The sequence below is a fragment of the Sphingomonas astragali genome (assembly GCF_051400615.1).
In the GTDB taxonomy this organism is placed as follows: Bacteria; Pseudomonadota; Alphaproteobacteria; order Sphingomonadales; family Sphingomonadaceae; genus Sphingomonas.
In genome coordinates this window covers 525,212-546,319 of sequence record NZ_JBLFFH010000003.1, presented here as the reverse complement: position 1 = coordinate 546,319, position 21,108 = coordinate 525,212, and the positions used below count along the sequence as shown (strand labels likewise).

The window sequence follows — 21,108 nt, the reverse complement described above, 5'->3', positions numbered from 1 at the left end:
GGTGACGGAGGGCGTTGCCGAAGCGCGCGCGGCGCTCGCCGCCGGGCGGCCCGCGCTGCTGTGGCGCCGGCAGGTCGCCGACACCGAGACGCCGGTCGCGGCGGCGCTCAAGCTGATCGAGCCGGGGCGCGGCGACTTCCTGCTCGAATCGGTCGAGGGCGGGTCGGTGCGCGGGCGGCACAGCCTGATCGGGCTGGCGCCGGACCTGGTGTTCCGCGCGCGCGGCGATGCCGCCGAGGTCAACCCGGACTGGCTCACCGATCGCGACGCCTTCGCGCCGGCCGCGGAGCCGGCGCTGGCGGCGCTGCGCGCGCTGGTCGCCGAATGCCGGATGGAGGTGCCGCCGGAGCTGCCGCGCGCGCTCGCCTGCCTGGTCGGCTATTTCGGTTACGAGACGGTCGGCCTGGTCGAGCGCCTGCCGCGGGCGCCGGCGAGTCCGCTCGACCTGCCCGACATGATCTTCGTGCGGCCGACGGTGCTGCTGGTGTTCGACCGGCTCGCCGACGCGCTGTTCCTGGTCGCGCCGGTGTGGCCGGGCGGATCGATCGATGCCGCGGTGGAGCGGCTCGACGCCACCGCCGCGCGCTTGGCCGCCGCGCAGCTGCCGCCGCCGGTGCGCGCCGATCATGCGGCGGTGGAGCCGATGCCGGTGCTGCCGGAGGGGCGCTATCGCGAGATGGTGCTGCGGGCGAAGGACTATATCGTCGCCGGCGACATCTTCCAGGTGGTGCTCGCCCAGCGCTTCGCCGTGCCCTTCACGTTGCCGCCGTTCGAGCTCTATCGCTCGCTCAGGCGCGTGAATCCGTCGCCGTTCCTCTACCACCTCGACCTGCCCGGCTTCGCGCTGATCGGCTCGAGCCCGGAGATCCTGGTACGCGTGCGCGACGGCGAGGTGACGATCCGCCCGATCGCCGGCACCCGCCCGCGCGGCCACACCGCCGCCGAGGACGAGGCGAACCGCGAAAGCCTGCTCGCCGACCCCAAGGAGCGCGCCGAGCATCTGATGCTGCTCGATCTGGGCCGCAACGACGTGGGACGCGTCGCTTCGGCGGGATCGGTCAAGGTGACCGAGAGCTACGGCATCGAATTCTATAGCCACGTCATGCACATCGTCTCGAACGTGGTCGGCCGGTTGCGGCCCGACCGCGACGCGCTCGACGCGCTGTTCGCGGGCTTTCCCGCCGGCACCGTCAGCGGCGCGCCCAAGGTGCGCGCGTGCGAGATCATCGCCGAGCTGGAGCCGGAGACGCGCGGCGCCTATGCCGGCGGGGTCGGCTATTTCTCGCCGGACGGGAGCATGGACAGCTGCATCGTGCTGAGGACCGCGGTGGTGAAGGACGGCATGATGCACGTCCAGGCCGGCGCCGGCATCGTCGCCGACAGCGACCCCGCCTATGAGCAGCGCGAATGCGAGGCCAAGGCCGGGGCGCTCATCGCCGCCGCCCGAGAAGCCGTGGCGCGGGCGGGCGAGGCGGGGTTCGGGCAGTAAATTCCCTCTCCCGACGGGAGAGGGAGGGAGCCGCGAAGCGACGGAAGGGTGAGGGTGTCTACGCCGGCGAGGTCACCCTCACCCTTCCCACCGCCTTCGGCGGCGGGCCCCTTCCCTCTCCCAAAAGGGAGAGGGATTCTGCGAATCAATCCTCCGGATCGACCTGCTGGCCGTTCTTCTTCGCCGCCTGCTCGGCCGCCCAGGCCTGCAGCATCTTCATCGTGCAGCCGGTCTGGCCGTTGGTGCCGATCGTCGAGCAGCTGTTCGGCAACACCTTGCGACCATCCTCCATCGCGCGGTCGGCCTTGACCGCCCAGGAGGTGCTCGGCGCGGTCTGCTTGGGCCGGTCGCGGAGCTGCTTGGGGATGCGATAGGGCTCGTCGAGCGTCGAGCAGACGACGATCTCCTCCGCGGTCGAGCGGGGGCAGGACTGGCCTGGCGTCAAGGTAACGCTGCGCACGCGCTTCACCTCGCCGCCCTGGGTGTCGGCCACGGTCTGATTTTGCCCCTGCGTCTTTGCCTGGGCCTGGGCCGGCGCCTGGTCCTGAGGCAGCGCCGGAGCGGCAGCGAGCAGCGCGGCGATCAGCGGAACGATCATTCGGGGAGACTCCTCGGGCTTTCAACGCCTCAAGCACAGCGCATGTTGCGCTCTCCTGAACGGCGGCTATGGCGAAATCATGATCCTGGTCGTCGACAATTACGACAGCTTCACCTGGAACCTGGTCCATTATCTGATGGAGCTGGGGGTCGAGGTCGAGGTGGTGCGCAACGATGCGTTGACCGCAGCCGAGGCGCTCGCGACGGGCGCCAGCGGCATCCTGCTCTCGCCAGGGCCGTGCACGCCCAACGAGGCGGGCATCTGCCTCGACATGGTCGCCGCCTGCGCCGAGGCGCGCCGGCCGCTGCTCGGCGTGTGCCTGGGGCATCAGGCGATCGGCCAGCATTTCGGCGGCAGGGTCGTCCGTGGGGGCCTGATGCACGGCAAGACCTCGCCGGTGCGTCACGACGGCACCGGCGTGTTCGCGGGGATTCCGTCGCCCTTCACCGCGACTCGCTACCATTCGCTGATCGTCGAGGAGATGCCGGACACGCTGATCGTCAATGCCGCCGCCGACGACGCGAGCGTGATGGGGCTGCGTCACCGCGACCTGCCGATCCACGGCGTCCAGTTCCACCCGGAGAGCATCGCCACCGAGCACGGCCATGCCCTCCTCGCCAATTTCGTCGCGACGACCGGCGACAACCGCAGGGCGGCGGCGTGACCACCTTCGCCCGCCTGCCCGATCCCGCGACACCGCTCAGCCACGAATCGGCGGCGCAGGCCTTCGCCGACATCCTCGACGGCCGCGCCAGCGAGGAGGCGATCGCGGCTTTTCTCATCGGCCTCACCGAGCGCGGCGAGACCTCGATCGAGATCGCCGAGGCCGCGCGGGCGCTGCGCGAGCGGCTGATCCCGATCGCAGCCCCCGAAGGCGCGATCGACGTGTGCGGCACCGGGGGCGACGGCCACCACACGCTCAACGTCTCGACTGCGGTCAGCCTGGTGGTGGCAGCGTGCGGCGTGCCGGTCGCCAAGCATGGCAACCGTGCCGCCTCGTCCAAGGCCGGGGCCGCCGATACGCTGGAGGCACTCGGCCTCGATATGGAACGTGCCGGAGGGCAAGCGGAGGCGACGCTCCGCGATCTCGGTATCTGCTTCCTGTTCGCCGCCAACCATCACCCGGCGATGCGCCGTATCCAGCCGATCCGCCAGCGCATCGGCCGGCGCACCATCTTCAACCTGATGGGCCCGCTCGCCAACCCGGCGCACGTCACGCGCCAGCTGCTCGGCATCGCCCGGCCGGATTATGCCCCGGTCTATGCCGAGGCACTCGCCAGCCTAGGCACGACGAGCGCGGCGATCGTTTCCGGCGAGGAGGGCCTGGACGAGCTCTCCGGCGCCGGCCCCAGCATCGTGCTCCGCGTCGGCTGCCCTGCCCTGCCCGACCGCATCGTGCCCGAAGACGCCGGTCTCGCCCGCTCGCCGCTCAGCGAGATCCGCGGCGGCGACCCCGAATATAACGCGCTGGCGCTGCGGCGGCTGCTCAAAGGCGAGCCGAGCGCCTATCGCGACGCGGTCGTCCTGAACGCCGCCGCCGCGCTGGTGATCGCAGGCCAGGCCGCCGACCTCAGGGAAGGCGCGGCCACGGCCGCCGCCGCGATCGACACCCAAGCGGCCGAAAAGCTGCTCGACGCCTGGATCGCCTACGCATGAGCGACATGCTGACCCGCATCCTGGAGGTGAAGCGGCAGGAGGTCGCCGAACGCAAGGCGCGCGCGACGGTCGCCGATCTCGACGCCCGGCCGACCACGCCGCCGCGCGGGTTCCGGGCGGCATTGGAGAGGGCTTTTCCGAGCCACGCCCTGATCGCCGAGATCAAGAAGGCGAGCCCCTCCAAGGGCCTGATCCGTGCCGATTTCGATCCGCCGGCCCATGCCCGCGCTTATGCGGCCGGAGGCGCCACGTGCCTGTCGGTGCTGACCGACGAGCGCTTTTTCCAGGGCGCCGACGACTATCTCGTTGCCGCCCGCGCGGCCTGTCCGCTGCCGGTGCTGCGCAAGGACTTCATCATCGATCCCTGGCAGGCTGCCGAGGCGCGATCGCTCGGCGCCGACGCGATCCTGGTCATCGTCGCCGCGCTCGACGACGGCCAGATGGCGGAGATCGAGGCCGCCGCGATCGAGCGCGGGATGGATGCGCTGGTCGAGGTGCACGACGAAGCCGAGCTCGATCGCGCACTTCGCCTCAAGTCGCGGCTGATCGGGGTCAACAACCGTAATCTCAAGGATTTCACCGTCGACTTCGCCCGTACCTATGAGCTCGTCGGCCGTGCGCCGGCGGACTGCACCTTCGTCGCCGAGAGCGGCCTCGCCACCCGAGCCGATCTCGACGCGATGGCCGAACATGGCGTGCGCTGTTTTCTGATCGGCGAGGCGCTGATGCGCCAGCGGGACGTCGAGGCGGCGACGCGGGCGCTGGTGGGATGAGCGAGCTCACCCACCTCGACGAAACCGGCGCCGCTCGGATGGTTGACGTTGCCGGCAAGCCCGTCACTGCCCGCCGCGCGGTGGCGACGGGCCGCATCACCATGTCCGCAGACGCGGCGGCGGCGATCCGGGAAGGAGCGGTCAAGAAAGGCGATGTCCTCGCGACAGCCCGAATCGCCGGGATCATGGCCGCGAAGCGGACGGCGGAACTGATCCCGCTCTGCCACCCGCTGCCGCTGACCAGCGTCGCGATCGACCTCGAAGTCGGCGATACCTGGATCACCGCCACCGCCTCCGCTGCGACCGATGCGAGGACCGGCGTCGAGATGGAGGCGCTCACCGCCGTCACCGTTGCGCTGCTGACGATCTACGACATGGCCAAGGCGCTCGACAAAACCATGGCAATCGATGGCGTGCGGCTGATCGAGAAGACCGGCGGGAAGTCCGGCGACTGGCACGCACCGGAACGCTGAGGATCGTTGCCGGCCGCGCTTTGCCGCGCTGATCCCTGATATCTGGATCGTTTCGCAATGGAGGGAGAAAAGACCCGCCGATACACAAGGACGCGGTGCACGGCTGTGTGTGGCGGGCCACGCCCGATGAAGATGAGCACTACACCTACGCTGTAGCACTACGATCGTAGCCGAGCATGCGTTCGCCGGGCCAAGCAGCCGTGGCGCGTAGCACTACACGATCCCAAGCTGGCCGCGGAAGGAACTGCGCTCAGGCCCGCTGATCGAGGGCGTGCGCCAAGGCAATGGCCATCCGCTCGGCAAGCTCGCGTTGCAGCGGCACATAGTCGTTGCTGTCGGTCCTGGCGGCAAACTCGCCCGTCCACAGTATGCCGCCGTTTCCTTCCTGCACGAGCGTCAGCGTGACGACGGTGCGTGCTGGAGTCTGCCGGACGCCGACGCGAACATGCAGGTCTGCCCGGCTGCCGTCGGCGATGAGACCATAGCCTTCGGGCAAGCGGCGGCTGGCCTGTGCCAGAAAGCTTTCGCGAAGGCCGGCGTTGAACTTCGGGAACAGGACATATTCGCACAGTCCCCGCACCGGCTCGATTGCGATCCGCTGCTGTGGAGCGGGCATGCCGATCTGCGCCCATACCGCGCCGCCGGCGACAAGCGTCGCGAGCGCACCGCCTGTGATGGCAAGCCATCCGAGCCGGCGCCGCGGCGGATCGGCGGTCACCTCGGCAAGAGCACCAATGAAGCGATAGCCTGAGCGCGGCCGTGTCTGGATGTAGCGCGGCGTCTCCGCATCGTCGTCGAGCAAGGTACGAATCCGGCGAATGCAGGTGTTCAGCGCCGCGTCGCCGCCCGTGCCCGCGCGCGGCCAGAACCGATCGAGCAGCTCCTGACGGCTGACGATGCAGTCGCGATACGCGATCAGATAGGCCAGCACCTCGACCGTCTGCGGCGATGCCTCGAGCCGGACCGCGCCTCGAAAGACGCGGAGCGCGGCGGTATCAAGCCGAAACTCATCGAAATGGATCATTACCCGATCCTACAACGGCACTAGCCATCTCGAAAGATGTCAGACCAGGTCACGAGATGTCATTGGGCCTTTTCCTTCCAGGCGGGTACCAATTGCCGCGATGTCGAGACCGCCGGTCACCCTCCCCTTCAGTCGCCGCCATATGCTCGGCTTCACCCTGTCCGGCATTGTCGCGGCGGTGACACCGCCGTCGCGCGCACCGGCGCGTCCGGTTTCCGGAGACGTAGCAAGGGACATGGATTCCATCCTCGATAGCACCGTATCGGCCTATGGCACCGTCGGCTATTCGGTGGCAGTGCTTCGCGGCGGCACGCTGGTCCATGCCCGTCACGCGGGGCTGGCGGACCGCGACACCGGGACGCCTGTTACCGGCCGCTCCGTCTATCCGATCTTCTCCATCTCGAAGCTATTCTTGGTCGTTGAGCTGCTCAAGGCCGCGGAGCGCGGCCGCATCGATCTGGCGATGCCGCTCCGCAAGATCCGCTCCGGATTGCCCGAGGCCTGGCAGGAGATAACGCTCGCGCAGGCTATCGCGCATGTCTCGGGGCTGCCGGACTATTTTCCCAATTTGGTCACACCGAGCGTGGATACGGTCTTCGCGAGGCTGCGCGACCGGCCGTTGCGCTTCGCCCCGGCGACGCGCAACGACTACAACCAGACCAATTTCCTGCTCGCGCGCGAAGCGCTGGAGCAAGCGACCGGCATATCGCTGACGGCGTTGGTCGCGCGGCAGCTCGAGGGGGCCGGGATGCGCCACACGGGTTATCATACCGGCTATCCCGGCGGCACGGTTTCGCTGCCGGGCTTGGTGACCAGCTATCGGCCGCTTGCGAAGCGCGATGGTCCGCCGGCGCGCCTAACCGTTCCCTCCTGGCCCGAATATATGTTCGCCTCGCTGGGCGTCTTCACCACGCTCGCCGACATGATAGGCTGGAGCCGGGCGCTGCTCCGCGGCGACCTTTTGCCTGTCGAGGCGCTGCGGGCATCCTGGGCGCCGTTCGCGATGACATCGGGCCGACCTGCATCGCATACTCATGGCTGGGAATATGCGCGCCATGACGACGTCACCATCGTCGGACATGGCGGCGACAATCGGCTGGCCTGGCGGCACTTCTTCCGCACGGCCGATCCGGACGACTGCGCTACCGTGATCTATTTCGACAATGGCGGCCGCATGAGCTTCGACAGCCACCGTGTCGCCGCCTTGCTGGCTGACCGTGTGATGCCCGGCGCCGCAGGCCCGGCCGAAATTCATGAGGAGCGCCTCTACCGCGGGCTCGCATCGGGCCATTGGGGCGAAGCGATCGCCGAGCTGCGCGCGGCCGTCTCCGGCGCAGGTGCGGAGGCAATCGTCAATCGCGTCGGCTACGACGCGCTCTATCGGTTCGATCCGCATACGGCGCTGCTGCCGTTCGGGTGGAATGCGCGGCAGTTCCCGAATTCGTCCAATGCCCATGACAGCCTGGGCGAGGCCCATCACGCAGCTGGAAACCTTGCCGATGCCCGCCAAAGCTACGCGCGTGCCCTGGCGCTAGACCCGGGCAACACGCGCATCCGGACGGTCCTGAACCAGCTCGCCTCGCAGCCGCCGACCCAATGACCATTGTCCAATCCGAATAGAGCGAGGATCATCGATGTGCTTCCGATTTGTCAGCTGGATGGGTGTTGCGTTTCTACTGGTAGGCGGCGCAAGTCCCGCGCTGGCCGATCCGACCGAGATAGAGGTGCGTGTCCTTGCTCGGGGCGCCAAATTCCTTGGCGGCTATCAGGCGCCGGTACGCGTCATCCTGACCGACGCTGACACCGGCGAGGTGCTCGCCCAGGGCCTGACCTCGGGCACCACCGGCGACACGCAGCGCATCCTGAGCAGGGGCGACGACAGCGGCGGCAGGCTCTCGACACCCGACTCCGCGGTCTTTCGCGCCACGCTCGACCTCGACCGCCCGCAACGGGTCACCGCAAGCGTTACCGGTCCGCTGAGCCAACCACAGGCAGCGACAACCGCGACGAGCACACAATGGATCCTACCTGGCCGCAATCTTACCGCCAAGGACGGGTGGCTGCTGGAGCTGCCCGGCTTAATCGTCGATGTGACAACGCCGGCCGCTTACCAATCGGTGACGGCCGGTACGGTCGTTCCGCTGCGCGTGAGCGTGACGATGCTGTGCGGCTGCCCGATTTCGCCGGATGGCCCCTGGCGCGTCAGCGATACCGGTGTCGAAGCCTTCGTCGAGGTGGACGGTGCGCCGCCGCGCAGGCTCACGCTGGATTTCGACGCGGCGACCTCAATGTTCGGCGCGTCAATTCAAACGGAAAGGCCCGGACTGCACGAAGTCGAGATCCGCGCATGGATGGGGCCGAGCAACAATGCGGGTGTATCTCGTGTCGCATTCTTCGTCCGCTAGTCCACCGCCCTGTGCCGTCGCATTTACTACGCTGGCGTAGCTGCTGCGGCTTATGGGCAGGATACGGCGGTGTGGCGGAGAGGGAGGGATTCGAACCCTCGGTACGGTTACCCGCACAACGGTTTTCGAGACCGCCCCGATCGACCACTCCGGCACCTCTCCGCACGAGATCGGGCGCACCACGGCGGCTTGTTGAGGAGCCGCCGCCGGTCGTTGGAGCCGGGGCGATTAGCGGAGAACATCGGCGGCCGCAAGCGCTCGCTTGTGCAGGGGCGAAAGCGCATTAGATTACCGTCATGACTCACCTTCCCACCCGCACTGAGGCCTTCGAACCCGGCGTACCGATGCCGCCGGTAGCGAGCGCGCGTTTCGCGATCGGCGAAGTGGTGCGCCACCGCATGTTCGACTTCCGCGGGGTGATCTTCGACGTCGATCCCGTCTTCGCCAACAGCGAGGAATGGTATGAGGCGATCCCCGAGGACATCCGCCCGCGCAAGGACCAGCCCTTCTACCACCTGCTCGCCGAAAATGCGGAGTCGAGCTACATCGCCTATGTGAGCCAGCAGAACCTGGTTCCCGACGACAGCGATGAGCCGATCGACCATCCGGCGATCAGCGGACTGTTCGACCGGTTGGTCGACGGCCGCTACCGGCTGAGGCGCGAGCACCGGCATTGAGGACGCCAGAAGGGGGCGCGAGGCCCCCTTTTCCGTCTGAGGCGGGTTTCCCGTCGCCTCAGAAATTGAATGCGGCGCGGCCGTACAGGAAGCGGCCGTTGAAGCCGAACGGCGAGAAGCTCGAATAGGGCAGATAATAGCTGTTGGGCGTGAACGGCGCGACCAGCGGCACGCGGTCCGGATAGACGTCGAACACATTGTCCGCACCCACCGCCAGCTCGATCCCATCGAGCGGGCGCACCCGCACCTCGACGTCGGTGACCCATTTCGGCGACAGCGTGTAATCTCCCGCGACGCTGCCCTTGGGCGCATCGATCGCACCGCCGGTGCCGGGCGAGAACACCTCGCCATAGCGGTTGGTGCGCAGCGTCGCGCCGACCGGTCCCAGATCCCAGTCGAGCGCAAGGTTGAGCTTGGTCTTGGGCTGGCCGTCGGTCAGGCGATAGCTCTCGGTGCGGCCGAACAGCACGATGCCCGGCAGCGACGGCAATTCGGCGCGGTCGGTGATCCTGGTCTTGTTGTAATTATAGCCGGCAGTCAGCACGAACTTGCCCGCGCCGAACTCCGGCAGACGATAGGTGCCGACGATGTCGACGCCTTGCGTGCGCGTATCGACACCGTTCACGAAGAACCGCGCCGAGGTGACGTTGGTGATCCCCGCCCCAGTGAGCAGCGCGACCACCGCCGCGCCGGTGAGGTTCTCCGTCAGCGTCACCCGGTCGTCGATCTTGATGTTGTAATAGTCGGCAGTGATGCTGAGCCCGCGCACCGGATTGAGCGCGATGCCGCCGGCAAGGTTGAGCGCCTTTTCCGCCTTGAGCTGCCTGCCGCCGAGCGCTAGGCCGACCGGGCTGGTCGCCGGGAAGGTTCCAACCTCGATCAGCTGACCGCCGGTCAGGTTGGTCGAGGTGGTGGTGAAATATTGCTGTGCTAGGCTCGGCGCGCGGAAGCCGGTCGAGATCGACCCGCGGATCGCGAACCCCTTGATGGGCTCGAAGCGGGCGGCCGCCTTGCCGTTCACCGTGTCGCCGAAGTCCGAGAAATGCTCGTAGCGGCCGGCGAGCTGGACGGTGAAGGCGTCGCTGACGTCGGTATCGAGCTCGACATAGCCGGCGAAGCTGTCGCGCGAGACGTCGACCTCGTTGTTCGGGCGGAAGCCGGGGAACACCTGCGCCCCGCCCGCGGCGTTGTAGGGCGCCGCCGAATAGGGGCCGTTGATGTAGCTGTTCACGTCGCCGGCGGTGATCTTGAAGTTCTCGTTGCGCCACTCGGCGCCGAAGGCGATTCCCAGGCGCTTGACGAAATCGACGGCGAGGTCATGGGTGACGTCGAGGTTCGCGGTGGTCTGGCCGAAGGCGAGCCCGCCCGCGTCGAACTTGCGCGGGCTGGCGACGCCGCCGAGCGACGCGTTCCAGCTGTTGCTGACGCCATAATTGAGCTCGTTGGAGCCATAGACGATCGACAGGTCGGCGTTCCATCCTTGCGCGAACTCGCCCTTGACGCCGACCGCGCCGGAGACGTCCTCGATCTCGCTTTCGATGAACGGCAGGTAGCCGTCGGGATAGAAGGGGACGAACGTGCTGGTCGAGGCGGCGAAATCGCGATTGCGCGAATCGTTCGATCGGCGGAAGAATCCCGCGCCCGAGGCATCGCGGATGCCGTAGCTGCCGAAGCCGTAGAGCTCCCAACCGGCGCCGAGGTCCGCCCCCGCGTTGACGAAGAGGTTATAGTCGGTCGCCTTGCCGTCGCCATATTGGTGGTTGAACCGGTCGAAGGTCAGCTCGCGTGCGTCGCCGACATCGAAATACTGCCGACGCGGATCGGCGCCCGAGCGGTTGGTGGGATCGCGGTCGCGGAACTGGGCGGAGAAGGTGAAGTAGCCGCTCTCACCGATCGGCAGGCCGAGGCGCGTGGCGAGCGTCAGTGTCTCTCCGTCGTGACGGGTACGCTCGTCTCCGTAATCGAGCTGGAGGATGTCGCCCTGCGGATTGGCGCCGGGAGCGGCCACCGCCGGCAAGCCGGCGGGACCGGTCACGACGCCGCGGACGTCGTAGACGTCATCCATCGTCGTGACGTACTTGCCCCAGGTGACGGAGCCGCTGACGCCCTCCTTGCGCGAGAGCTGGATGTTGATCACACCGGCGATCGCGTCCGAGCCATATTGCGAGGAGGCGCCGTCGCGCAGCACCTCGATGCGGTCGATCGCGATCGGCGGGATCTCGTTGAGGTCGACCGAGGTCGAACCGCGCCCCACCGAGCCGTTGAGATTGATGAGCGCCGACTGGTGGCGCCGCTTGCCGTTGATCAGCACCAGCGTCTGGTCGGGCGCGAGACCGCGCAGCGTCGCGGGCCTGAGCGAATCGGTGCCGTCGGTGAGCGACGGCTGCGGGAAGTTGAACGACGGGACGAGCTGGTTGAGGACCTTGTTGGTCTCGGTATAGCCCGAGTTCGTAAGCTGGTCGCCGCCGATCACGTCGATCGGCACCGGGCTGTCGGCGACGGTGCGGCCGCCGATGCGGGTACCGGTGACGACGATGGTATCGGCCGGATCGTCGCTGGGCGGTGGGGCCTCCTGGGCGAAGGCGGGGCCGGCGGCGAGCGCGATGGCGGAGACGCCGACCGACAGAATCGCGACGAGGGGATGACGCATGGCTCGGAACTCCCTGTTCGATCGACGGGAGCCGTGCCGCCCCCTGTCACGATCAACCTGAGCCGCGACGGGTCATGTCACAAGATCGTCATCTTTCGCCGTCCAGTAGAAAGCCTATCGTTGTTGCAACGCGGCAACACGCCGTTGCCGACGCCAAATCGCCGCGCGACGGTTGACAGAAGCGCCGCTCTCGATTAGCTGCGCCGTTCCTCCCGTGCCGGTGTTCCGGTGCGGGGCCACGCATTTTGAGAAGAGTTCGAGAAAGCCCATGTTCGCAGTCGTGCGCACGGGCGGCAAGCAGTATCGCGTTGCCGCTGGAGACAAGATCGTCGTCGAGAAGATCGACGGCGAGGCCGGCGCGTCGGTGACGCTCGGCGACGTGCTGCTCGCAGGCGAGGGCTCGGAGCTGCAGCCGACCGACGGCCTTACCGTCGCGGCCGAGATCGTCGCCCAGGCGAAGGGCGAGAAGGTGGTGATCTTCAAGAAGCGCCGCCGCCACAACTATCGCCGCAAGGCCGGCCACCGCCAGCAGCACACGATCCTGAAGATCGTGTCGATCGGCGCCGCCGAGAAGAAGGCGAAGGCCGCACCGAAGAAGAAGGCGGAAGAGGCCCCGGCCGCGGACGACGCGGCTGCGGCGCAGGCTTAAGAGATCAAGCGAGAGTATAGGCAATGGCACATAAGAAAGCAGGCGGCTCTTCGCGCAACGGTCGTGATTCGGCCGGCCGCCGTCTCGGCGTGAAGAAGTTCGGTGGCGAGGCTGTCGTCGCCGGCAACATCATCGTGCGCCAGCGCGGCACCAAATATTATCCGGGCACGAACGTGGGCATGGGCAAGGACCATACCCTCTTCGCGCTCGTCGACGGCCGCGTCGCGTTCAAGGACGGCAAGCTTGGCCGCAAGTTCTGCACCGTCGAGATGATTCCGGCCGCGGCCGAATAACGGGCAACCATCCGGGTTGCCCACCAGGGCGACCCGGGTTCCGACATCGGAACCAGCACAAGGGAGACGGGTCGCCCCGGCTCCCTTTTTTCTTGCTCCCTCCCACCGGTCGCCCGCCGCGGGCGTGCGACGAAGACGAGGAGAGTGCCGATGTTCGCGAGGACACCAAGACTGACGCTGCGGCCCGGCTGGGCGGAGGACGCCCCTGCCCTCGCCCGCGCGGTCGCGCACGAGAGCGTGGCGACGAAGCTGTCGCGCCTGCCGTGGCCCTATACCGAGGTGGATGCCGCGGCGTGGCTGACGATGGAGCGCGGCCCGGACGACGTCTTCTGCCTCATCCTCGCCCATGAAGGCGGCGAGCAGCCGCGGCTTGTCGGTGCCATCGGCCTGCACCCCGCCGGCGAGGGCGCGCACGAGATCGGCTATTGGCTGACGCCCGACGCCTGGGGGCGCGGCTATGCGACCGAGGCGGGCAAGGCGATGCTCGGGATCGCGCGCTACGGCCTCGGCGTGCGGCATCTCGTCTCCGGCCATTTCGTCGACAACCCCGCCTCGGGCCGGGTGCTGCGCAAGCTCGGCTTCCGGCCGACCGGGCGGATCGAGCGGCGCGAGTGCCGCGCGCGCGGGCGTCGCGTGCCGTGCGCGACCTACACGCTCGACCTCGCCGCCGAGGACGAGCGACCGGCGATGTGCATGGCGGCATAAAGCCCTTTCCCCTGAAGGGGAGAGGGAGTTTTCTTTTACAACGACTTGGCTCTACAGACCTCCAATGCTCGCCGCCCGCAAACGCCTCTCTCCCGAAGAATCGCGCGATGCCGCGCTCGACGCCGCGCGCGCCTTGCTGGTCGAGCAGGGGCCGCAGGCGGTGACGCTGAAGGCCGTCGCGGCGCGGATCGGGCGCACGCACGCCAATCTCCTCCACCATTTCGGCTCGGCGGCGGGACTGCAGCGCGCGCTGATCGAGCGGATGGCGGATTTCATCACCACCACCATCCGCGAGGCGGTGTTCCGCGCCCGGGAGGGCGACCATAATCCACGCGAGGTGGTCGATCTCGCCTTCGACGCCTTCGGCCGGGGCGGCGGCGGCGCGCTGGCGAGCTGGATGATCCTGTCGGGCAACGAGGACGCCCTCGATCCGATCCTGACTGCGATCCACGACCTGGTCGAGGAGCTTTCGCAGGATCATTCCAAGGAGGAACGGCCGATCCAGGACGAGACGCTCCAGCTCGTGCTGATGGCGCTGGGCGATGCGCTGCTCGGCGGCCCGATGGCGCGCGCGCTCGGCCTTCCCCGCGAGCGCGCCCGCGAGATCGCGCGCGCCGCGCTCATGCACGACCACCAGGACTGAGCGAATGCATTTCCTCGATCAGGCCAAGATCTATGTCCGCTCGGGCGCAGGCGGCCCCGGCGCGGTCAGCTTCCGGCGCGAGAAGTTCATCGAGTACGGCGGTCCCGACGGCGGCGACGGCGGCAAGGGCGGCGACATCGTGTTCGAGGCGGTGGCCGGTCTCAACACGCTGATCGACTTCCGCTACACCCAGCATTTCCGCGCCCCGCGCGGCAAGGGCGGCGCCGGCGCCAACCGGACCGGCGCGGGCGGCAAGGATCTGGTGATCAAGGTGCCGGTCGGCACGCAGATCCTGGCCGACGACGAGGAGCGCACGCTGCTGCTCGACATGACCCGGATCGGCCAGCGCGAGGTGTTCCTGAAAGGGGGGGACGGCGGTCGCGGCAACATGAGCTACAAGAGCTCGACCAACCGCGCCCCGCGCCAGCACGGCACCGGCTGGCCTGGCGAGGAGGCCTGGGTGTGGCTGCGGCTCAAGCTGCTCGCCGACGCGGGGCTGCTCGGCCTGCCCAATGCGGGCAAGTCGACCTTCATCAACGCGGTGTCCAACGCCAAGGCCAAGGTCGGCGAATATGCCTTCACTACTACGCGGCCCCAGCTCGGCGTGGTGACGCACAAGGGGCGCGAGTTCGTGCTCGCCGACATCCCCGGCCTGATCGAGGGCGCGGCCGAGGGCGCCGGGATCGGCGACCGATTCCTGGGGCATATCGAGCGCTGCCGGGTGCTGCTCCACCTTGTGGATGCCCATGGGGATAACCCTGTGGATGCCTATCGCGTGGTCCGTCAGGAGCTCGAAGCCTATGGCGCCGACCTGACGGGCAAGCCCGAGGTGATCGCGCTCAACAAATGCGACCTGCTCGACGAGGAGCTGACCGAAGCACTGTCCGCCGAGCTGGCCGAGGCGAGTGGCGCAGAGGTGCTGCCGATCTCGGGCGCGACCGGCGCGGGCGTCGAGGCGGTGCTCGACCGGCTGATCGAGGCGATCGGACCGGGCGAGCCCAGCCCGGTGCCCGAGCAGGACGAAGGCGAGGACGCGGTGGAATGGTCGCCGGTTTAAAGGACCTCTCCCCTTCAGGAGAGAGGGTTGGGAGAGGGGCTTGGTCCCAAGCCGCTACGCCTGAGGCACTGCCCCTCTCCCCGACCCTCTCCCCGCAAGCGGGGAGAGGGAGATGAGCGCCTTCTCTCCCGCCGCCTGTCCGCGCCTGATCGTCAAGATCGGGTCGGCGCTGCTCGTCGATCCGTCCGGTGCGATCCGCAGCGCATGGCTGGCCGGCATCGCCGCCGCGATCGCCGAGCGCACCGCCGCCGGACAACAAGTCGCGATCGTCTCCTCGGGCGCGATCGCGCTCGGGGCACGACGGCTCAAGCTGGTCAAGGGCGGCCGCGCCAGCCTGGAGGACGCGCAGGCCGCCGCCGCGACCGGGCAGATCGCGCTCTCCTCTGCCTGGGCGGAAGCGCTCGGCGCACATGGACTCACCGCCGCGCAGATGCTGGTGACGCTCGACGACCTCGAGGATCGCCGTCGCTATCTCAACGTCGCCGCGACGCTGGGCCGGCTGCTGAAGCTCGGCGTCGTGCCGGTGATCAACGAGAACGACAGCGTCGCGACCGAGGAGATCCGGTTCGGCGACAACGACCGTCTCGCCGCGCGCGCCGGCGCGGCGGCGGGGGCGAGCGGCGTGGTGCTGCTGTCCGACGTCGACGGCCTCTACGACCGCGACCCGGGCGCGCCCGGCGCGGTGCACATCCCCTTGGTCGAGCGCATCGACCGGCGCATTGTCGCGATGGCAGGTACGGGTTCAACGTCGGGCATGGGTTCCGGCGGCATGGCGTCGAAGATACAGGCAGCACGCATCGCCACCGCCGCGGGTGCGCATCTCGCGATCGTCTCGGGTCAGGCGGAGCGGCCGCTCGATGCACTGGACGGCGGGCGCTGCACCGTGTTCCTGGCCGAGAAGGCGGCGCCGGCGCGCAAGGCATGGCTCGCCGGCGGGCTCACCGCCAAGGGCGCGATCCATGTCGATGCCGGCGCGGCCAAGGCACTCGGGCAGGGCCGCAGCCTGCTCGCCGCCGGCGCGACGCGGATCGAGGGGCGATTCGCGCGGGGTGATCTCGTCACCATCGCCGGGCCGGACGGGACCATCGCGCGGGGCCTCGCCGAATATGACGCCGCCGACGCCGCCCGCATCGCCGGCAAGCGCAGCGACGAACATGCCGCGATCCTGGGCTATGCGGCGCGCTCGGCTCTGGTCCATCGCAGTAACATGGCGCTGGTGTGAGTATGGCAGCTTCAGGAGGTAAGCCCCTCCCCTTCAGGAGTGTCAGGTGAACCGCGCCCCGCGCGGTTCAGGTCAGGCCGGGGGCCTGACCGACCTGACACCGGGCTGGGGTGGGGACTATCCTCGGGCGAGCTGGCTTGCGGCACTCCCCCACCCCAACCCCTCCCCTGAAGGGGAGGGGCTTTAGATGAAACTCGCGGTCACCGGAGGCACCGGCTTCGTCGGCGGTCATCTGCTGCATCTCGCGATCGATGGCGGCCATGAGGTCCGTGCCCTCACCCGCCGGCCGCAAGCCGAACGCACAGGCATCGCTTGGATCGAAGGCACGCTCGACGACGATGCTGCGCTCGGCCACCTCGCCGAAAGCGCCGATGCGGTGATCCACGTCGCCGGTGTGGTCAACGCACCCGACCGCAAGGGCTTCGTCAGAGGCAACATCGAGGGCACGCGCAAGATGCTCGCCGCCGCGGAGAACGCGGGCGTCCGCCGTTTCGTCCACGTCTCCTCGCTCGCCGCGCGTGAACCCCAGCTTTCGGTCTACGGCTGGTCCAAGGCCGAGGCCGAGAAGCTGGTCACCGCCTCGCCGCTATCCTGGAGCGTGGTCTGCCCGCCCGCGATCTACGGGCCCGGCGACATGGAGATGCTCGAGCTGTTCCGGCTCGCCAGACGCGGCCTTGCGCTGCTGCCACCGGGCGGACGGCTGTCGGTGATCGAGGCGAGCGACCTCGCCCGCCTGCTCCTCGCGCTCGCCGCCACCGATGAGCGCCTCAGCTTCGATGCCGACGACGGCAAGCCCGGCGGTTGGAGCCACGAAGAGTTCGCACGGGCGATCGGCGATGCCGTCGGCCGCCGTGTCGCAACCTTCGCCGTGCCCCGGCCGATGCTGATGGCCGGGGCGCAGCTCGACCGGCTGATCCGCGGCAAGCGCGCCAAGCTCACCCCCGACCGCGTCGCCTATTTCTGCCATCAGGATTGGGTGATCGATCCCGCGCGCCGTCCGCCCGCGCGGCTCTGGTATCCGCAGGTGCCCACGCCCGAGGGTCTTGCCGCCACCGCCGCCACCTACCGCGCGGCCGGGCTGCTGTGATCCCGCCGCAGGCGCGACAAGCTTCAGCCCCATTTGCCTGCCACTCCGCACCGAACTAAGGACCGGCCATGAACGACCGCAATCAGATCTTTGAGACCGTCAAGGCGCAGATCGAACCCTTCAACAAGAAGGGTGTCACCTTGACCGAGAGCACCACCTTCCAGGGCGACCTCGAGTGGGACAGCCTGACCGTGATGGATTTCGTCGCGGCGATCGAGGACGAGTTCGACATCATCATCACGATGAACATGCAGGCCGAGATCGAGACGGTCGGTCAGCTCGTCGACGCCGTCGCCAAACTCAAGGACGCGTGACGTGACCGAAGCCGCCGCCACCGCCGACGCGCCGCCCGAGAATCCACCCGCGGTCCCCGCCGAGCGCGATCTCTTCTCCAAGTTCGACCCGCTGATCGCCGAGCGCGAGGCGCTGCTGGCGAGCGGCGTGCGCGATCCCTTCGCGATCGTGATGGACGAGGTGAAGTCCCCCACCCTCGCTGTCATCAAGGGCAAGGAGACGATCCTGCTCGGGACCTACAACTACATGGGGATGACCTTCGACCCCGACGTGGTGCAGGCAGGCAAGGACGCGCTTGACGCGTTCGGTGCAGGCACCACCGGCAGCCGCGTGCTCAACGGCACCTACCAGGGCCACAAGGAGGTCGAGGAGGCGCTGAAGGAATTCTACGGCACCGAGCACGCCATGGTGTTCTCGACCGGCTACCAGGCCAACCTCGGCATGATCTCGACGCTCGCCGGCAAGGGCGAGTACATCATCCTCGACGCCGACAGCCATGCCTCGATCTACGACGGCTGCGCGATGGGCAATGCCGAGGTCGTCCGGTTCCGCCACAATTCGGTCGAGGACCTCGACAAGCGGCTCGGCCGCCTGCCCGCCGAGGCCGGCAAGCTGGTGGTGCTGGAGGGCGTCTATTCGATGCTCGGCGACATCGCGCCGCTGCCGGAGATGGTCGCGGTCGCCAGGAAGCACGGCGCGATGATCCTGTGCGACGAGGCGCACGGCATGGGTTTCTTCGGCCCCAACGGCCGCGGCGTCTACGAAGAGCTGGGCTGCGAGGGCGACATCGACTTCGTCGTCGGCACCTTCTCCAAGTCGGTCGGCACCGTCGGCGGCTTCTGCGTCTCCAACCATCCGAAGTTCGAGGTACTGCGGCTCGTCTGCCGGCCCTATGTCTTCACCGCCTCGCTGCCGCCGTCGGTGGTCGCGACTGCGGCGACCTCGATCCGTAAGCTCATGTACGCGGGCAACAAGCGCGCGCACCTGTGGGAGAATTCCCGCCGGCTCCACACCGGCCTCAGGGAAATGGGCTTCACGCTCGGCACCGAGACGCCACAGTCGGCGATCATCGCCGTGATCCTGCGCGATCAGGACCAGGCGGTCCGGATGTGGCAGGCGCTGCTCGAGGGCGGGCTCTACGTCAACATGGCGCGTCCGCCCGCGACGCCTGCGGGCACCTATCTCCTGCGCTGCTCGCTCTGCGCCGAGCACACGTCGGACCAGGTCGAGACCATCCTCGGCATGTTCCGCGCCGCCGGACAGGCGGTCGGCGTCATCGGCTGAGAGCCAGTTGAAATGCGCCGTCAGGCACATTTCAAGACAGGCTCTGACCGCGCGAAAGCGGCGCTTTGCCCCGCGCTTCGGGCCATGTAAGATAGGCGCGGAATGACCGAACGGGCCGCAACCGGGGGCGCGGGCCTGCTCCACGCGCACTGGCGGGCGATCATGATGCTGGTCGCCGCGCTGCTGAGCGCCGGCGTGCTCATCGCACTGATCGTGGTACTGGTCGGCGCCAACCGCGAGCGCGACGCGGCTCTGCGCGCGCAATCGCACAGCTATGAGGTGATGATCATCACCCGCAGCCTGTCGGGCAGGATGGCGCAGGCGGAGGCGGCGCTGGGCCGCTTCGTCATCAGCGGGGACAAGTCGCTCGGCCAGCTCTTTTCCGACGAATGGGTGCAGGCGGGCGCCCAGATCGACCGGCTTGACCGCATCACCAACGACAATCCCACGCAGCAGGGCCGCGTGTTCGCGCTGCGTCAGGCCTATCGCGAGCGCAGCGACCAGCTCTCGCTGATCGCGCTGTCGACGAGCTACAAGAAGAACGCCCAGGCGCTGGCGCTCTATTATGAGGCGCGCAACAGCCCGGCGCTCGCGCGGATCGAGACGCTGCTCGACGGCTTCATCACTACCGAGCGCGAGCTGCTCGACACGCGCACCGCCGCGGCCAATGTCAAGGTCGAGCAGTCGAATTTCGCCGCCAAGATCTTCGCGGCGTTCGGCGTGCTGCTGGTGCTTGCGACGATCGGCTTCGGCTGGCTGGCGATGCAATCCTCGGAGGAACGCGCCCGCGCCGCCGCCGAGGCGGAGGCCGAACGGATGCGCGCCGGCGAGCTGGAGGCCGCGGTCGAGGTCGCGACGCACGAGCTCCATGCCGAAGCGCGCGAACGCGAGGCCGCCGAAGCCAAGCTCCGCCAGATGCAGAAGCTGGAGGCGGTCGGCCAGCTCACCGGCGGCATCGCCCATGATTTCAACAACATGCTGGCTGTCGTTCTCGGCGGGATCGAACTGGCGCGACGCCGCTTCCTCGAAGGGGACAAAGACAAGGACGTCATCCGCCACCTCGACAGCGCCGAGGAGGGCGCCAGCCGCGCCTCCGCGCTCACCAGTCGCCTGCTCGCCTTCGCCCGCGCCGAGCCGCTGCTGCCGCGCTCGGTCGATCCGGCGACGCTGATCCGCGACATGTCCGACCTGCTCGACCGCACGCTCGGCGACGGCGTCCAGATCGACGCGAGCGGCCTCACGTCGAGCTGGAACGTCTGGGTCGATCGGGATGGATTCGAGAATGCGATCCTCAATCTCGCCGTCAACGCGCGCGACGCGATGGAGGGACGCGGCCGGCTGACCATCTCCACGGGCACCGCGGCGCTCGCCGACAACGAAGTGGGGCGATGCGCGGTGGGCGACTATGTCGCGATCAGCATCCGCGACACCGGCTGCGGCATGGCACCGGAGGTGCTCGAGCGCGTGTTCGAGCCCTTCTTCACCACCAAGCCGATCGGCAAGGGCACCGGCCTCGGCCTCAGCCAGGTGTTCGGCTTCGCTCGACAATCGCAAGGCGACGTGGCGATCGCGTCCGCGCCTGGCGAGGGCACCACCGTGACGATCTACCTGCCGCGCGACATCTCCGCCGAGGTAGGTCTTTCCGCCGTGGCGCCCGCGGCCGTCGAGGAGCCGCTGGGCTCGCCCGGGCAGCTCGACATCCTGGTGATCGAGGACGACCGACGCCTGCTCGCCGCCACCGTCGAGCTGCTGCGCGAGCTTGGCCATCGCCCGGTCGCGTGCGGCGATCCGGCCGCGGCGCGCGTCGCCGCCGACGCAATGGAGTCGATCGACCTCGTCATCTCCGACGTGCTGATGCCGGGGAAGACCGGCCCCGAGCTGGTCGCGGAGCTGACCACCGCCATTCCCGACATCGCGGTGCTTTACGTCACCGGCTATGCGGGCGACGAGCGGGAGGCGGCGGGATTCGGGGACTATGAGGTGCTGCGCAAGCCCTTCACTCTCAGCGCCCTCGCCCGCGCGATCGAGACCGCCACCGCCGGCCGCACCATCCCGCCGCCCGCGATCGCGGCGGAGTAGCCATTTCCTGCCTCCGGCTGCCCAACTTTCCTTTTGCGCGTTACGACCGC

The 21,108-nt window shown here is 68.5% G+C and carries 21 protein-coding genes and 1 tRNA gene; 18 read left to right on the top strand and 4 right to left on the bottom strand.

Annotated elements, in window-relative coordinates:
- Position 1: 1 nt before the first annotated feature.
- Complete coding sequence (trpE, locus tag ACMGER_RS17220; RefSeq protein WP_436813386.1) at positions 2 to 1,489, top strand: anthranilate synthase component I; 1,488 nt, start codon at positions 2 to 4, stop codon at positions 1,487 to 1,489.
- A 145-nt stretch (positions 1,490 to 1,634) separates the two neighbouring features.
- Here the strand turns inward: trpE and ACMGER_RS17215 are convergent, their stop codons facing one another.
- Positions 1,635 to 2,087 (bottom strand): hypothetical protein, encoded by a 453-nt coding sequence (locus tag ACMGER_RS17215; protein WP_436813385.1) that lies wholly within the window; start codon positions 2,085 to 2,087, stop codon positions 1,635 to 1,637.
- A gap of 79 nt (positions 2,088 to 2,166) precedes the next feature.
- On the opposite strand from ACMGER_RS17215, the gene ACMGER_RS17210 reads away from it, so the two are divergent.
- From ACMGER_RS17210 to moaC, 4 genes are read left to right on the top strand one after another with little or no spacing between them, the layout of a single operon-like run.
- A complete protein-coding gene (locus tag ACMGER_RS17210) occupies positions 2,167 to 2,751 on the top strand; it encodes an anthranilate synthase component II (protein ID WP_436813384.1) in 585 nt (194 codons plus the stop codon).
- Positions 2,748 to 3,743 (top strand): anthranilate phosphoribosyltransferase, encoded by a 996-nt coding sequence (trpD, locus tag ACMGER_RS17205; RefSeq protein WP_436813383.1) that lies wholly within the window; start codon positions 2,748 to 2,750, stop codon positions 3,741 to 3,743. Before ACMGER_RS17210 ends, trpD begins: the two co-directional genes overlap by 4 nt.
- A complete protein-coding gene (gene trpC, locus ACMGER_RS17200) occupies positions 3,740 to 4,516 on the top strand; it encodes an indole-3-glycerol phosphate synthase TrpC (RefSeq protein WP_436813382.1) in 777 nt (258 codons plus the stop codon). Before trpD ends, trpC begins: the two co-directional genes overlap by 4 nt.
- Complete coding sequence (gene moaC / locus ACMGER_RS17195; RefSeq protein ID WP_436813381.1) at positions 4,513 to 4,989, top strand: cyclic pyranopterin monophosphate synthase MoaC; 477 nt, start codon at positions 4,513 to 4,515, stop codon at positions 4,987 to 4,989. The genes trpC and moaC overlap by 4 nt, the downstream gene beginning before the upstream one ends.
- 250 nt (positions 4,990 to 5,239) lie before the next feature.
- Here the strand turns inward: moaC and ACMGER_RS17190 are convergent, their stop codons facing one another.
- Positions 5,240 to 6,013, bottom strand: coding sequence for a winged helix-turn-helix domain-containing protein (locus ACMGER_RS17190; protein WP_436813380.1), 774 nt, complete (start codon positions 6,011 to 6,013; stop codon positions 5,240 to 5,242).
- 235 nt (positions 6,014 to 6,248) lie between these two features.
- Here ACMGER_RS17190 and ACMGER_RS17185 point away from each other — a divergent pair, with 235 nt between their 5' ends.
- Entirely contained in the window at positions 6,249 to 7,613 is a 1,365-nt protein-coding gene (locus tag ACMGER_RS17185) for a serine hydrolase (protein WP_436813379.1), read from the top strand.
- A gap of 34 nt (positions 7,614 to 7,647) precedes the next feature.
- Positions 7,648 to 8,418, top strand: a complete 771-nt coding sequence (locus tag ACMGER_RS17180) for a hypothetical protein (protein ID WP_436813378.1) — start codon at positions 7,648 to 7,650, stop codon at positions 8,416 to 8,418.
- A 72-nt stretch (positions 8,419 to 8,490) separates the two neighbouring features.
- Here ACMGER_RS17180 and ACMGER_RS17175 read toward each other — a convergent pair.
- A tRNA-Ser gene (locus ACMGER_RS17175) sits at positions 8,491 to 8,580 on the bottom strand.
- Positions 8,581 to 8,714: 134 nt separating this feature from the next.
- On the opposite strand from ACMGER_RS17175, the gene hspQ reads away from it, so the two are divergent.
- Positions 8,715 to 9,095, top strand: coding sequence for a heat shock protein HspQ (gene hspQ, locus ACMGER_RS17170; RefSeq protein ID WP_436813377.1), 381 nt, complete (start codon positions 8,715 to 8,717; stop codon positions 9,093 to 9,095).
- Positions 9,096 to 9,153: 58 nt separating this feature from the next.
- On the opposite strand, the gene ACMGER_RS17165 is transcribed toward hspQ, so the two are convergent.
- Entirely contained in the window at positions 9,154 to 11,745 is a 2,592-nt protein-coding gene (locus ACMGER_RS17165; RefSeq protein WP_436813376.1) for a TonB-dependent receptor plug domain-containing protein, read from the bottom strand.
- Positions 11,746 to 12,013: 268 nt separating this feature from the next.
- On the opposite strand from ACMGER_RS17165, the gene rplU reads away from it, so the two are divergent.
- From rplU to ACMGER_RS17115, 10 genes are all read left to right on the top strand, one after another.
- Positions 12,014 to 12,394 carry a 50S ribosomal protein L21 gene (rplU, locus tag ACMGER_RS17160; protein WP_436813375.1) on the top strand — a complete coding sequence of 127 codons (381 nt, stop codon included), beginning with the start codon at positions 12,014 to 12,016 and terminating at the stop codon, positions 12,392 to 12,394.
- A 23-nt stretch (positions 12,395 to 12,417) separates the two neighbouring features.
- Positions 12,418 to 12,687, top strand: a complete 270-nt coding sequence (rpmA, locus tag ACMGER_RS17155) for a 50S ribosomal protein L27 (RefSeq protein WP_233786138.1) — start codon at positions 12,418 to 12,420, stop codon at positions 12,685 to 12,687.
- Between the two features lie 150 nt (positions 12,688 to 12,837).
- The gene (locus ACMGER_RS17150; protein WP_436813374.1) at positions 12,838 to 13,392 is read left to right on the top strand and encodes a GNAT family N-acetyltransferase; all 555 of its coding nucleotides are present in this window, start codon (positions 12,838 to 12,840) and stop codon (positions 13,390 to 13,392) included.
- 64 nt (positions 13,393 to 13,456) lie between these two features.
- Complete coding sequence (locus ACMGER_RS17145; protein ID WP_436813373.1) at positions 13,457 to 14,035, top strand: TetR family transcriptional regulator; 579 nt, start codon at positions 13,457 to 13,459, stop codon at positions 14,033 to 14,035.
- 4 nt (positions 14,036 to 14,039) lie between these two features.
- Positions 14,040 to 15,092, top strand: coding sequence for a GTPase ObgE (gene obgE / locus ACMGER_RS17140; protein WP_436813372.1), 1,053 nt, complete (start codon positions 14,040 to 14,042; stop codon positions 15,090 to 15,092).
- 112 nt (positions 15,093 to 15,204) lie between these two features.
- On the top strand, positions 15,205 to 16,314 hold the full coding sequence (gene proB / locus ACMGER_RS17135) for a glutamate 5-kinase (RefSeq protein WP_436813371.1): 1,110 nt from the start codon (positions 15,205 to 15,207) through the stop codon (positions 16,312 to 16,314).
- 187 nt (positions 16,315 to 16,501) lie between these two features.
- Positions 16,502 to 17,401: an NAD-dependent epimerase/dehydratase family protein gene (locus tag ACMGER_RS17130; protein WP_436813370.1), complete on the top strand. Its 900-nt coding sequence runs from the start codon at positions 16,502 to 16,504 to the stop codon at positions 17,399 to 17,401.
- Positions 17,402 to 17,469: 68 nt separating this feature from the next.
- Positions 17,470 to 17,715 (top strand): acyl carrier protein, encoded by a 246-nt coding sequence (locus ACMGER_RS17125; protein ID WP_436813369.1) that lies wholly within the window; start codon positions 17,470 to 17,472, stop codon positions 17,713 to 17,715.
- A gap of 1 nt (position 17,716) precedes the next feature.
- A complete protein-coding gene (gene spt, locus ACMGER_RS17120; protein ID WP_436813368.1) occupies positions 17,717 to 18,979 on the top strand; it encodes a serine palmitoyltransferase in 1,263 nt (420 codons plus the stop codon).
- 102 nt (positions 18,980 to 19,081) lie between these two features.
- On the top strand, positions 19,082 to 21,058 hold the full coding sequence (locus ACMGER_RS17115) for an ATP-binding protein (RefSeq protein WP_436813367.1): 1,977 nt from the start codon (positions 19,082 to 19,084) through the stop codon (positions 21,056 to 21,058).
- The last annotated feature ends 50 nt before the right edge of the window (positions 21,059 to 21,108 follow it).